Genomic DNA, 12,930 nt, shown 5'->3' on the forward strand with positions numbered 1-12,930 from the left:
GCGTGGGAGCATCGGCGGGTGACCGACGACGATGCCGCTGCTCCCTCCCGCCGCGAGGTGAAGCCCACGCCGGCAGAGCTCCGCCCGATCGACGACCGGCCCGTCCACACCGCCGACCTGCCCGACACCCCCACCCGGGACCGGTCGATCCCAGCCACGGCGTGGCTCGAGGCGCCGTCCGAGCTGCTCGCCCTGGCCGACGACCTCCCGGCGCCCACCACCGGTTCGACCGCGCGCTACCTTCGCCGCATCGGCCCGTGGCTGCTGTGGCGCTCCGGCCCCGCCAAGGGTGCCGATGCCCGCTACTGGGTGGGGCGGGCCGATGACCTCACGGTGCAGTTCACGTTCGACCTCTTCCCCGACGGCACCGGATCCGGCCGCGGCCCCACCGAACACCACAGCCGCTTCCGAACGTGGAAGGAAGACCTTCGCGACGCGTGAGGCACCGTCGCGAGGTGAGGGGGCGGGCCCAGGGGTGGAGCCAGCGATCGTCGTTGCTCGGAGAGGCCATCGGCCATGAAACATACCGGACGTCCGGAATCTTTCGGTGCACCCGCGCCCCGCACGCAAGCGCTGACGCGAAGGGGGCCGCACCCGAAGGTGCGGCCCCGTCCGCTCGACGATGACGCTGGTCAGGCCTCGGCGGGCTCTTGGTCGAGGTCGAGGGCACAGCTGTTCATGCAGAACCGCAGGCCGCCCTTGTCTCGGGGACCGTCGGGGAAGACGTGGCCCAGGTGGCTGTGGCACCGGCCGCACCGGACCTCGGTGCGGACCATGCCGTGCGAGGAGTCGTCGATCAGCTCGATGGCGGTGGGCGACACGGCCTCGGTGAAGCTCGGCCACCCGCTGCCGCTGTGGAACTTGGTGTCGCTGGTGTAGAGCGGGTTGCCGCACGCCATGCAGCGGTACAGCCCGGGCTCCTCGACATCGGTGTAGGCGCCGGCGAAGGCCCGCTCGGTGCCCGCCTCGCGCAGCACCTGGTACTGGGCGGGGGTGAGGCGCTGCTTCCACTCGTCATCGGACTCGGGGACGGGCTTCAGCTTGGGATCCACCTCGGCCGCGTCGACCACCTTGGACACCGCGGCGGCGTCGAGGTCGACCCCCAGGTCCGCGATCGGACCGGGGAGCTGGCACACCACACCGGTGCCCTGGAGGCCGCAGTAGCCACCCGGGTTCTTGTGCAGGTACTGCTGGTGGTACTCCTCGGCGTAGAAGAACTCGCCGGCGGGAGCCAGCTCGGTGGCGATGGGCCGCTTGCCCGCCTTGGCCAGGGCATCGCCGAACACCTCGAAGCCCGCGGTGGCCTCGGCCAGCTGCTCGTCGGTGGTCACGTAGACCGCCGAGCGGTACTGGGTGCCGTGGTCGTTGCCCTGCCCGTTGACCTGGGTGGGGTCGTGCTCGGTGAAGAACACCTCGAGGAGGCGGCGGTAGGAGATCTGCTCGGGGTCGTAGACGACCAGGACGGCCTCGGTGTGACCGGTCCGGCCCGTGCAGGTCTCGTTGTAGGTGGGGTTGCGGGTGAACCCGCCGGCGTAGCCGACCGCGGTGGAGAACACCCCGGGCAGGCGCCAGAAGATGCGCTCGGCGCCCCAGAAGCAACCCATCGCGAACACGGCGACCTCGGTGCCCTCAGGCCACGGCGGGACCATGGAGTGGCCGTTCACGGCGTGGACGCCGCTGATGTCGAACGTGGGCTCGTCGTGGTCGGGCAGGGCCGTCTCGGGGGTCACCATGTCGGGCTTCGAACGGGAGAACAGCATGTCGGTACCTCCTGGGCACCTCGGCGGACGTCGGGAGGACGTCTCGGACAGTCCACTCAACAGCCTGCCACCTGGTTTTGGTCCCGGCGCCCGGCCCGTTCACCGGTTCGTCAGATGTGCCGAGAAACACCGCCTGGCATTACCACTATCCGCGTAGTGCTAATACACTGACCGCCATGTCCGACGCTCCGCTGTTCGAAATCGAGGACCTGCACGTCAGTGCAGATGGCAACGAGATCCTGAAGGGCGTCAGCCTCTCCATCGGGGTCGGCGAGATCCACGCCCTGATGGGGCCCAACGGCTCGGGCAAGTCCACCCTCGCCAGCAGCCTGCTCGGCAGCCCGGAGTACCAGATCACCAGCGGCCGCATCCGCTTCAAGGGCGACGACATCACCGACTGGGGCCCCGACGACCGCGGCAAGTCGGGCCTGTTCTTGGCCTTCCAGTACCCGCAGGCCATCCCGGGCGTGTCGGTCATCAACTTCCTCCGCCAGGCCCTGTCGGCCCGCAAGGGCTTCGACCTCTCGGTCCTGGAGCTGCGCCTGGCGATCATGGAGTGGATGGAGCGCCTCGACATGGACCCGGCGTTCGCCGACCGCTACCTCAACGAGGGCTTCTCCGGCGGCGAGAAGAAGCGCAACGAGATCCTGCAGATGGCCATCCTCGAGCCTGAGATGGCCATCCTCGACGAGACCGACTCCGGCCTCGACATCGACGCCCTCCGCGTGGTCGCCGAAGGCGTCCGCGAGGTCCAGAAGGACCGCCCGGAGCTCGGCCTGCTCGTGGTCACGCACTACCAGCGGCTCCTCGACGAGCTGCAGCCCACCCACGTCCACCTGCTGATCGACGGCCGCATCGAGGCGTCGGGCGGCATGGAGCTGGCCACCAAGCTCGAGACCGAAGGCTACGAAGCCTGGCGGTTGCCGGTCGCACCATGATGGGAGCCTCATGACCATCGATCCGTTCGACCCCCAGAAGGTCAAAGCAGACTTCCCGCTCCTGCAGCGCGAGCTCAAGGGCAAGCCGATCCGCTTCCTCGACTCGGCGGCGTCGTCCCAGAAGCCGCAGGTCGTCATCGATGCGATGACCACCTACTACGAGACCATCAACGCCAACGTGCACCGCGGCGTCTACGAGATCGCCGAGGCCGCCACCAACGCGCTCGAGGCCTCCCGGGTCCGCGTCGGGCAGTTCATCGGGGCCACCAACCCCGAGACCGAGGTCATCTTCACCAAGAACGCCACCGAGTCGCTCAACCTGGTCGCCCAGTCGTGGGGCCGGGCCAACCTCGGCCCCGGCGACGCCGTGCTGCTCACGCAGCTCGAGCACCACGCCAACATCGTCCCCTGGTTCCAGCTCCAGGCCGAGAAGGGCTTCGAGATCCGCTGGATCCCGCTCACCCCCGACGCCCAGCTCGACCTCACCGACATCGACACCCTGCTCGACGGCGTGAAGCTGTTCGGCCTCACCGCCATGTCGAACGTCGCCGGCACCATCACCCCCATCGCCGAGCTCACCGCCAAGGCCCACGCCGCCGGCGCGCTGGTCTGCCTCGACGCCTGCCAGTACGTCCCCCACCTCCCCACCGACCTGGCCGAGACGGGCGTCGACTTCGCCGCGTTCTCCGGCCACAAGATGCTCGGGCCCACCGGCATCGGCGTGCTGTGGGGCCGCGAAGAGCTGCTCGAGGCCATGCCCACCTTCCTCGGCGGCGGCGGCATGATCCTCAACGTCACGCTCGACGGGTTCGTCCCGGCTGCGCTGCCCGCCAAGTTCGAGGCCGGCACCCCGCCGGTGGCCGAGATCATCGGCCTCCACGCGGCGATCGACTACCTCGACGCCCTGGGCATGGACGCCGTGCGCGAGCACGAGGTGTCGATCACCGCCTACGCCCTGCGCACGCTCACCGAGCGGTTCGGCGACCAGCTCACCATCCACGGCCCCGCCGAGCCCGCCATGCGCGGCGGCGTCTTGAGCATGGCCATGGAGGGCATCCACCCCCACGACCTGGCGCAGGTGCTCGACGAGCACGCCGTGTGCGTCCGCCCCGGCCACCACTGCGCCAAGCCCCTGATGAAGGCGCTCGGCGTCGGAGCCACCGCTCGGGCCTCGTTCTACGTCTACAACGACACCGACGACGTCGATGCGTTGGCCGATGCCCTGGCCGACGCGCAAAGCTTCTTCTCGTTCTGAACTAACCCCGGAAGGCCGACCATGCCAGGACTCGAGGATCTCTACCGCGAGATCATCCTCGACCACTACCGCAACCCCCGGAACCGGGGCGAGCTCGACGCGCCTCCCGCCACGCGCACCGAGGGCTTCAACCCCCTGTGCGGCGACGAGATCGTGGTCTACCTCGACCTCGACGACGCCGGCGTGGTCGAAGACATCCGCATCGGCGGCACCGGCTGCTCCATCAGCCAGTCGTCGGCGTCGATGATGTCGGCTGCGGTGAAGGGCAAGACGGTCGCCGAGATCGAGGCGCTCACCCACGCCTTCAAGGCCATGATGAGCATCCACGAGAGCTCGCTCGACGCCTACGGCGACGCCGCCGACGACGACGTCGAGATCCCGGAGGACGTGAAGCTGGGAGACCTCGAAGCCCTGCGCGGCGTCGTGAAGTTCCCGGTCCGCATCAAGTGCGCCACCCTCGCCTGGAACACGCTCGCCGAGGGCATCCTCCAAGCCACCGCCGACGCCTGATCGAGCGGTCGCCGGTTGGTACGGTCGCCCCATGATCGATGGGATGCACGCGATCGTCTACTCCGACGACCCTGAGGCCACACGAGCGTTCTTCCGGGACGTGCTCGAGTGGCCGTCGCTCGATGCCGGCGGTGGGTGGCTCATCTTCAAGTCACCTCCCAGCGAGCTCGGGGTGCACCCCACCGCAGGCCAGGAGGGCGAGACGGGGCCGGCCACGCCCCACCACCAGCTGTCGCTCATGTGCGCCGACCTCGAGGCCACGGTCGCCGAGCTGCGCGCCAAGGGCGTGACGGTCGACGCCGAGACGCAGGAGGCGGGCTTCGGCCGGGTCACCTCGATCGAGATCCCGGGTGCGGGCTCGATGATGCTCTACCAACCCCGCCACGACCTCGCCCACCAGCTGGAGGGGTGAATCCGGGGCCACCCTGGCCGTGGGCCGGCATCGACGCAAGACTCGGGTCATGGCCACCACGGGCGATGAGATCCTGCGGGTCGAGCGGGACGGGCCCGTCGCGCGGGTCACGCTGAACCGGCCCGAGAAGAAGAACGCGCTGTCGATCGCGCTGCGCGATGCGGTGAGCGACGCGCTCGACGAGCTGGCCGACGATCCCGAGCTGAAGGTCGTCATCCTCACGGGCGCCGGCACGGTGTTCAGCGCCGGCTTCGACCTGAGCGAGTTCGGCGACGCCTCCCCCGAGCACCAGGCCGCGCTGTGGGCGTCGAGCGACCGCTTCCACCACACGGTCCTGCGGTTCCCGCTGCCCACGATCGCCGCCGTCAACGGCGCCGCGCTCGCGGGCGGCTTCGACCTCGCCTGCCTCTGCGACATCCGCCTGGCCTCCACCGAGGCCCGCTTCGCCCACCCCGAGCACCAGTGGGCACCGATCGTGTTCCGGCCGCTGCTGCACATCGTCGGCGGCGGCCACGCCCGGGACCTGGCGATGACCGGTCGCTCGGTCGATGCGGCCGAGGCCCTGAGGATCGGCCTCGTCAGCGCGGTGACCGCACCGGCAGACCTGGCCGCGGCGGCCGTGGAGTGGGCCGGGCGGATCGCGGATGCCTCCCGCGAGGCGCTCCTGTCCACCAAGGCCAAATCGATCGCGGCGATGGCGATCGACCCGGCCACCCCCACCCTCGACCTCTGACGAACCTTCCGCACGGCAACGGCAAGACTCGTCGAATGACGCTCGTACCGGCACGACCTTGAGGACGAGGAGCGCGGCCAAGGTGGCCTACCAGCCGACCGAACGGACCCGACGGCAGCGGCGTGTCCTGACCAGGGGCCTGCCATCGTTGCTAGGGCTCGCCGGTGTCACTCGAGGAGCTCGCGTGCTGGGCGTTCAGGGCACCTTGGTCCTGCTCGCCATGGCATCGCTGATGGTGGTGGCGATCCTGGTGCTGGTGCGGAGGAGTCGGCGCCTGCAGATGAGCCGCATCGAAGCCGCTGGGGCCATCCTTGCGGCGCCCTGCTTCCTCCAGCTCACATCCGACCAGGAGCTGCCCGACCTCAACCACCGGACAGCGACCACCATTGGAGTCGGAGAGCTCAGCGGCGGCCGGCTCGCCAACGGCGTGTTCTCCGCGGATGCCACCGCGATGACCATCAACGTCGTAGCGGACCGAACCACCCCAGCGGTCGTGTTGCGGATCCCGTGGGTCGACGTGTCCGCCGCCGAGATCCTGCCGCTGCGGGGGAACGTGGTCACCCTGGTCCTCCACCGGACCGATGGCCGTCGTCACCGCATCGACGTGACCGAATCCGCCGACCGCGTCGCCTCGCTGCTGCACGCTGCCGGTGTCGCCGAGGAGCCGACCGATGCCGTCTTCGATCCCCAGCTGGTCGTGGGCGCTCGTGTCGCGGCAAGGGGCGAGTCCCTCGGGACGGTGGTTGGCCTCTCTCCCCGGGCAGGCGAGCCCGGCCACGCTGAGGTCTTCGTACGACTGGCCGGGGGTGAGACGGAATCCTGGGACTCGTCAGCACTGCGGGTCGTGCCGTCCTGATCCGTTCGCAGCCGTCCACCCGGCCGAGCTGGACCACAAGCACCTACGGGGCGCGCCACCGCGCCCGCGTCGGGGTCAGTGGATGCGGGTGCCGTCGGGGCGGTGGGTGTGTAGGCGGCCGCGTTGGTCGGGGCGGACGGTGAAGCCGTGTTCTTTGTACCGGTTGTGCCGCCCGCAGAGGGGTGCCCCGTTTCCGGGGCTGGTTGGGCCGCCGCCCTGCCAGCCGAAGAGGTGGTCTGCCTGGCAGGCGGTGGCGGGGACCTGGCAGCCGGGCCAGTAGCAGTGGGTGTGGGCGAGCTGGACGGCGAGGCGGGCGGAGCCGGTGAAGAGGCGCTGGCGCTCGCCGAGGTCGATGACGACGCCGCGGGCGTCGAACACGACCCGGCGAACCCGGGCGAGCAGGGCGTGGGCGACCGCTTGGGACGGGTCGATGGGGTGCCCGTCGAGCGTCTCGCACCGGTACGTCGACCCCGACCCGGTCGCCACCGGCGCTACCGGCGCGTGGGGCGCGGCCGCGGGCTCGGCATTGGGGGTGGGGCCGAGGTCGGGGTGGTCGGGGTCGCCGGGCTGGGGCGCGAGGTCGAGGTCGAGGCGGGGCTCGACCTCTGCTCCCGCTGCGCGGCGGAGGTGCCGTTCGAACGTCTCCTCGTCGATCACGATGTTGACGTCGATCGCGGAGCCGCCCGGCGCCGCCGCCCACGCATCCGCCGCGATGCGGAAGATCCGCGTCATCGCATCGGCACGGCGCTGCGCGTCGGTGCGGCCCAGGTGCTCGGCCGTCGTCGCATCGCCGTACCGGGCGCGGGCTTCGGCCCAATCGGCCTGGTGCTCGGCATCGATGAACGCACACAAGATCGCGTGCAGCTGCGCCCCATCGAGCGACCCGAACGACCCCAGCACGGTCCACGACGTGTCGTAGTTGTCCGTCACCCGAACATCGCGGTCTTCGTGGTTGCGACGACTCCGATCCGCGGTGCCGTCCTCGTCGGCGGCCAGCACCCAGTTCGTCAACCGCCGATCCAGCTCCACGTACGGCAACCGCTGCGCCAGCACCGCCACCTGCGCATCGAGCGCCACGAACCGGGCCCGCACCCGCTTGTTCGCATGCACCAACGCGATCCGCTGCACCTGGCACACCCCGATCGACCCCGCCGCAAAGCCACTGGCCACCGACGGCAGATCCCGCAACGCCCGGCCCGCCCGCGCCCGCCGCTTCGCCTCCCGATTCGACACGTTCGCCGCATGCCGCACCATCACCGCCGGCGTCGCATGCCCATCGAGACGATGAAGGCCACCATCCTCGATCGCCTGCACCACCCCCACCTGCAACGCCACCATCCGCCGCCCCGCCCGCTCCACCCCGCGAGCCAACGCCAACGCCTCGCTCACATCACCCGGCACCAACGCCAGCCCTGCCACCGCCGCCATCACCTCGTCCAACCGCGCCAGCACCTCCGCAGCGGTCGCAGTGATGGAGGTGGCGGGCATGGGTCCATCATCCCTAGGGGGTCTGACAGCCAGGAGCCCTTTCAACCTCTTTCAGTAGATGTCCGATTTGACGCGAGCCATCAGGCCAGGTGTCAACGCGAGGGAACGTCGGTACCATTGAGCAGGGTTTATTCCCGCCATCTCAGGAAAGTTGATGGTGGGAATAGCAAGTTCGCCGGTACGGTTGTTCGGGTCCCGCAAGACCTGAGGAGCCTCCCATGGCTGATACCACCACCCCCTCGACCGAGCTGCTGACCCTGCCGGTGCTGCCCCTGCCCAACGGCGTGGTGCTCCCCGGCATGGTGCTCACCATCGCCCTCGAATCCGACGAGGCCAAGGCCGCGGTCGAGGCCACGGGAGACGACAACCGGCTCCTGCTCGTCCCCCGCCTCGACGGCCGCCACGCCGTCGTCGGCACCATCGCCACCATCGAGTCCACCGGCCAGCTGCCCTCCGGGGTCGACGCCCTGGTCGTCCGGGCCCACGAGCGGGCCCTGCTGCGGACCGGCGTCGCCGGGACCGGCACCGTCCTGTGGCTCCAGGCCGAGCCCGTCCACCCCGAGGTCACCGACGAAGCCAGGGAGCTCGGCTCCGAGCTGCGCGCCGGCTTCCGCGAGCTGTTCGAGGAGATCGGCGGCCGTCGGCTGGCCGAGATCCTCCGCGGCCTCGACGAGCCCGACGCCCTGGCCGACGCCGCCGGCTGGTGGCCCGACCTGTCGCTCGAGCGCAAGATCGAGCTGCTCGAGACCGTCGACGTGACCGAGCGGGTCCGCCGGGTCCTCAGCTGGGTCAAGGAGGCCCTCGCCGAGCACTCCCTGCAGGAGAAGATCCGCGCCGAGGTGAGCGACGGGCTGGAGAAGAACCAGCGCGAGTTCATCCTGCGCCAGCAGCTGGCCGCCATCCGCAAGGAGCTGGGCGACAGCGAGGGCGGCGACGCCGCCCAGGGTCCCGACGCCTACCGCGAGAAGCTGGCCGAGCGCGACCTGCCCGACGACGTCCGGGTGGCCGCCGAGCGAGAGATCGACAAGCTGGAGCGCAGCTCCGAGCAGTCGCCCGAGCACGGCTGGATCATCACCTGGCTCGACACGGTGCTGGAGATCCCGTGGGGCAACAGCTCCACCGACAACCTCGAGCTGAGCAACGCCCGTGCGGTGCTCGACGCCGACCACACCGGCCTCGAAGAGGTCAAGGACCGCATCGTCGAGGAGCTCGCCGTGCGCAAGCTCCGGGCCGAGCGGGCCGCCGAGGCGGCCATCACCGCCGACCCCGACGCCGAGGCTCCTGCCCCGGTCCGCCAGGGCACCATCCTCACCCTCGTCGGGCCTCCCGGCGTCGGCAAGACCAGCTTGGGCGAGTCCATCGCCCGGGCGCTCGGCCGCAGCTTCGTGCGGGTCGCCCTGGGCGGCGTGCGCGACGAGGCCGAGATCCGCGGCCACCGACGCACCTACGTCGGTGCCCGCCCCGGCCGGCTGGTCCGGGCCATGACCGAGGCCAAGACCATGAACCCCGTCGTCCTCCTCGACGAGATCGACAAGGTGGGCAACGACTGGCGGGGCGACCCGTCGGCCGCCCTCCTCGAGGTGCTCGACCCGGCGCAGAACCACTCGTTCCGCGACCACTACCTCGAGGTCGACCTCGACCTGTCCGACGTGATCTTCATCGCCACGGCCAACCAGCTCGACACCATCCCCGGTCCCCTGCTCGACCGCATGGAGATCGTGAGCCTCGACGGCTACACCGAAGACGAGAAGGTCGCCATCGCCCGCGACCACCTGCTGGCTCGCCAGCTGGAGCGGGCCGGCATCCGGCCCGACGAGGTGACCATCACGGAGGACGCGCTGCGGCGGGTCGTCCGGGCCCACACCCGTGAAGCCGGCGTCCGCTCCCTGGAGCGTGCGCTCGCCAAGGTCCTCCGCAAGGTGGCGGCCCAGGTGGCCACCAACGAGTCGGAGCCCGTCCTGGTCGACGAGGCCAAGGTGGCCGAGCTGCTCGGCCGCGACCGCTTCCACGACACCGACATCGCCGACCGCACCTCGGTGCCCGGCGTGGTGACGGGGCTGGCGGTCACGGGAGCGGGCGGCGACGTCCTCTTCGTCGAGGCCACCGCGCTGCCTGCCGACAAGGGCGACGACGAGCGGTCCGACCTGCTGGTCACCGGCCAGCTGGGCGACGTCATGAAGGAGTCGGCTCGCATCGCCCTCTCCTACGTCCGGGCCAACCGCGAGCACCTCGGCATCCCCGAGGGCGCCGACCGCCGGGCGGTGCACGTGCACTTCCCCGCCGGCGCCACGCCCAAGGACGGCCCCTCAGCGGGCATCGCCATGAGCACCGCGCTGGTCAGCCTCTTCACGGGCCGACCGGTCAAGAGCACGGTGGCGATGACCGGTGAGGTCACCCTCCAGGGTCACGTCCTGCCGATCGGCGGGGTCAAGCAGAAGGTGATGGCGGCCCACCGGGTCGGCATCCGCGAGGTGATCCTCCCGCTGCGCAACGAGCCCGACATCGACGACGTGCCCGAGGCCATCCGAGACGACTTGGAGATCCACTTCGCCAAGACCGTCGACGAGGTCATCGGCTGGGCCCTCGAGCCCACCCCCGTCGCCGACACCGTCGACCAGGCCGCCGCCGCCTGACCCACCCATCCCCCCAACCCCGGGGCCACTCGAACCCCCTGTCGACCGGCCCCACCAACCGACTCGGGTCACGCGCCCACCGCTGAGGTGGCTGCGTGACCCGAAGTCGCGTCAGGGGTCCCGGTCAGGGCCCTTCGGGATAGCGGACCGGCTGGGCGACGAGCGGGAGGCGGGCGGAGCCGGAGGCGGGGTCGGGGCCGCGTTCGAGCGGGAGGACCTGGACCGTGCAGTACGAGGTGCCGACCCCACAGGCCAGGACCTCCGGGTCCTGCACCACCCCGTTGACCACGTGCTCGCCGGTCTCGGTGATGGCATCGGGCAGGGTCACCTCCATCGAGAGGGCGCCGTCGTCGGCCACGTCAGCGCGGGCGATCTCCGTCGGGCCCACGCCCGACAGGTGGCGCCGGAACCCGGTGGGCTGCTCGAAGAACCCATCGACCACGATCGAGGCTCGGCCCGGCTTCAGCTCGGTGCCCTCGATCCGCACCCGGGTGCCCTCACCGGTCCGCTCGAGGAACGTGGCCGTGATCGCCGGCAGGGGCGGGGCCCCGGCATCGTCGGCGAAGTGGATCGGGATCCAGGGCGACCGGCTCAGCGCCTCGGAGATCTCGGGCTGCTCGGCGAACTTCGTGCCCGGCCGGCCTTCGTCGGGTTGGCCGGGCCCGATGAGGGCTGAGATCTGGAGCTCGCAGGCGACCGCCCGGCAGTCGTTGCGGTACGGGGCGCCCTGCCCGTCGAACACGGTCCACGCCTCCACCACGCCCACCCCGGTGCCGTCGTGATCGAGGATCAGGTGCTGGCCCGGACCGCAGTTGACGACCGGGGTGTAGTCGGGATCGCCCACCGCGCACTGGGTGACGAGGTAGTCCTGACCCGGGAGCCCGCCCGTGATGGCGACGGCCACCTCGGAGCGGTCCTCGAGCGCGGCGGGGCCGTAGACCCTCGCCGTGAGGGCGGGGGCGTCGAGGCCGTGGAGCGTGCCGAGCAGCGGACCGTAGGACTGCGGGTCGACGGGCTCCGCGGGCACCGTGCCCACCCGCTGCGAGCGGTCACCCCCGCGGAAGGCGCCGGCGGCCAGCGCCAGCACGCCCACCACGAGCACCGCGGCCGCCACCAGGGTGAGCGACCGCCGGCCGGTCACCAGCCGCCGGGCCCGGTGCCGGCCGCCGCCGGCCGTGCGGTGGAAGGCGGTGAGCGCCGCCTCCGTGTCGATCTCGTCGACCTGGCGGTGCAGATCGGCGGCGGCCCCACGGGCCAGGGTGTCGATGCGGTCGTCGTTCATCGTGCGTCCTCCGGGTCGATCACGAGCCGGGCGGCGAGTGCCGCCCGGGCCTTGTGGAGATGGGCCTTCACGGTCCCCTCGGCGATGCCGAGCACCTCGGCCACGTCGACGACGGACCGGTCCTCCAGGTAGTGCAGCGCCACCACCGCCTGCTGGCGCTCGGGCAGGGTGCGCACGGCCGACCAGAAGCGGTCGGCCCCCACCACATCCGCGGTGCGGTCGGCCGCCTCGCTCACGCCGCCGATCCGCCCGAGGGCCCGCTCCTCGGCCTGGCCCCGCCGGCGGTTCGACGTGGCCAGGTTGATCGCCACCCGACGCACCCATGCGCCCGGGTTGTCGTACCGGCCGATCCGATCCCAGCGGACGTGCGCCTTGAGGAACGCCTCCTGCGTGATCTCCTCGGCGACGGCCCGGCTGCCCGAGAGCGCCCACACCAGGGCGACGATGGCACGGTGGTCGGCGCGGAACACGGCGTCGAACGCGTACGTCCGACCGTGCCCGATCTCGAACACCAGCGGCAGGTCGCGGTGCGGGTCTGGCTCCGGATCGAGGGGTGGGGGCGGGGCCCCGGTGGTCGTTGGATCGTCCACTCGGCTGATCTCCATGCCCGCTACACGCCGCAGGCCACCTCCAGGGTTTACCCGGCGGCGGAGATCTCCGTCGCGCTCAGTCCTTGAGGAACTCGGCGACGCGGTCCTTGGGACGGCCGATGATGGCGGTGTCGCCCTTGACCAGGACCGGGCGCTGCATGAGCCGCGGGTACTGCTCGAGCAGCGTCGCCACCGCCTGCGGGTCGGTGTAGTCGCCCTCGACCAGGCCCTGGTCCTTGAAGAAGCCGTCCTTGCGGACCAGGTCGGCGGGCGGGTCCTCGAGCTTGTCGATCAGGTCGAGGAGCTCCGCCGCGGTCAGCGGGTCCTTGATGTACTGCACCACATCGGTGTCGACGCCTGCCGCGTTGACCTCGTCGAGCGCGTGCCGCGACGTGGAGCAGTTCGGGTTGTGGAAGAGGGTCACATCGGCCATGGCCCGACCCTACCGAGCGCCCGTCCCCCGCTGCCCCGCC

13 protein-coding genes are annotated in these 12,930 nt (G+C 71.0%); 8 read left to right on the forward strand and 5 right to left on the reverse strand.

Annotated elements, in window-relative coordinates; all coding sequences use genetic code 11:
* The first annotated feature begins 18 nt into the window (after nucleotides 1-18).
* Nucleotides 19-441 (forward strand): hypothetical protein, encoded by a 423-nt coding sequence (locus tag ACPPVX_RS03395; RefSeq protein ID WP_426573482.1) that lies wholly within the window; start codon nucleotides 19-21, stop codon nucleotides 439-441.
* 191 nt (nucleotides 442-632) lie between these two features.
* Here the strand turns inward: ACPPVX_RS03395 and msrA are convergent, their stop codons facing one another.
* Entirely contained in the window at nucleotides 633-1,760 is a 1,128-nt protein-coding gene (gene msrA / locus ACPPVX_RS03400; RefSeq protein WP_426573483.1) for a peptide-methionine (S)-S-oxide reductase MsrA, read from the reverse strand.
* Nucleotides 1,761-1,936: 176 nt separating this feature from the next.
* Between msrA and sufC the strand changes: the two genes are divergently transcribed.
* The 6 genes from sufC to ACPPVX_RS03430 all read left to right on the forward strand — a co-directional run bounded on the left by sufC (nucleotide 1,937) and on the right by ACPPVX_RS03430 (nucleotide 6,464).
* Nucleotides 1,937-2,698 (forward strand): Fe-S cluster assembly ATPase SufC, encoded by a 762-nt coding sequence (gene sufC, locus ACPPVX_RS03405; protein WP_426573484.1) that lies wholly within the window; start codon nucleotides 1,937-1,939, stop codon nucleotides 2,696-2,698.
* Nucleotides 2,699-2,708: 10 nt separating this feature from the next.
* Nucleotides 2,709-3,953 carry an aminotransferase class V-fold PLP-dependent enzyme gene (locus tag ACPPVX_RS03410; RefSeq protein ID WP_426573485.1) on the forward strand — a complete coding sequence of 415 codons (1,245 nt, stop codon included), beginning with the start codon at nucleotides 2,709-2,711 and terminating at the stop codon, nucleotides 3,951-3,953.
* A gap of 21 nt (nucleotides 3,954-3,974) precedes the next feature.
* Nucleotides 3,975-4,463: a Fe-S cluster assembly sulfur transfer protein SufU gene (gene sufU, locus ACPPVX_RS03415; RefSeq protein WP_426573486.1), complete on the forward strand. Its 489-nt coding sequence runs from the start codon at nucleotides 3,975-3,977 to the stop codon at nucleotides 4,461-4,463.
* Between the two features lie 31 nt (nucleotides 4,464-4,494).
* Nucleotides 4,495-4,875, forward strand: a complete 381-nt coding sequence (locus ACPPVX_RS03420; protein ID WP_426573487.1) for a VOC family protein — start codon at nucleotides 4,495-4,497, stop codon at nucleotides 4,873-4,875.
* A gap of 49 nt (nucleotides 4,876-4,924) precedes the next feature.
* The gene (locus ACPPVX_RS03425) at nucleotides 4,925-5,608 is read left to right on the forward strand and encodes an enoyl-CoA hydratase/isomerase family protein (RefSeq protein WP_426573488.1); all 684 of its coding nucleotides are present in this window, start codon (nucleotides 4,925-4,927) and stop codon (nucleotides 5,606-5,608) included.
* Nucleotides 5,609-5,792: 184 nt separating this feature from the next.
* Nucleotides 5,793-6,464 (forward strand): hypothetical protein, encoded by a 672-nt coding sequence (locus ACPPVX_RS03430; protein ID WP_426573489.1) that lies wholly within the window; start codon nucleotides 5,793-5,795, stop codon nucleotides 6,462-6,464.
* A gap of 75 nt (nucleotides 6,465-6,539) precedes the next feature.
* Here ACPPVX_RS03430 and ACPPVX_RS03435 read toward each other — a convergent pair whose 3' ends face one another.
* Nucleotides 6,540-7,952, reverse strand: a complete 1,413-nt coding sequence (locus ACPPVX_RS03435; protein ID WP_426573490.1) for a DUF222 domain-containing protein — start codon at nucleotides 7,950-7,952, stop codon at nucleotides 6,540-6,542.
* A gap of 218 nt (nucleotides 7,953-8,170) precedes the next feature.
* Here ACPPVX_RS03435 and lon point away from each other — a divergent pair, with 218 nt between their 5' ends.
* On the forward strand, nucleotides 8,171-10,585 hold the full coding sequence (gene lon, locus ACPPVX_RS03440; RefSeq protein ID WP_426573491.1) for an endopeptidase La: 2,415 nt from the start codon (nucleotides 8,171-8,173) through the stop codon (nucleotides 10,583-10,585).
* 124 nt (nucleotides 10,586-10,709) lie between these two features.
* Here lon and ACPPVX_RS03445 read toward each other — a convergent pair whose 3' ends face one another.
* The 3 genes from ACPPVX_RS03445 to ACPPVX_RS03455 form a co-directional block, all read right to left on the reverse strand.
* Nucleotides 10,710-11,867 carry a hypothetical protein gene (locus ACPPVX_RS03445; protein ID WP_426573492.1) on the reverse strand — a complete coding sequence of 386 codons (1,158 nt, stop codon included), beginning with the start codon at nucleotides 11,865-11,867 and terminating at the stop codon, nucleotides 10,710-10,712.
* Nucleotides 11,864-12,457: a SigE family RNA polymerase sigma factor gene (locus ACPPVX_RS03450; protein ID WP_426573493.1), complete on the reverse strand. Its 594-nt coding sequence runs from the start codon at nucleotides 12,455-12,457 to the stop codon at nucleotides 11,864-11,866. Before ACPPVX_RS03450 ends, ACPPVX_RS03445 begins: the two co-directional genes overlap by 4 nt.
* A gap of 76 nt (nucleotides 12,458-12,533) precedes the next feature.
* Nucleotides 12,534-12,890, reverse strand: coding sequence for an arsenate reductase family protein (locus ACPPVX_RS03455; RefSeq protein WP_426573494.1), 357 nt, complete (start codon nucleotides 12,888-12,890; stop codon nucleotides 12,534-12,536).
* Between the last annotated feature and the right edge of the window lie 40 nt (nucleotides 12,891-12,930).

This window comes from Aquihabitans sp. McL0605, assembly GCF_049993875.1.
Taxonomy (GTDB): Bacteria; Actinomycetota; Acidimicrobiia; order Acidimicrobiales; family Iamiaceae; genus Aquihabitans.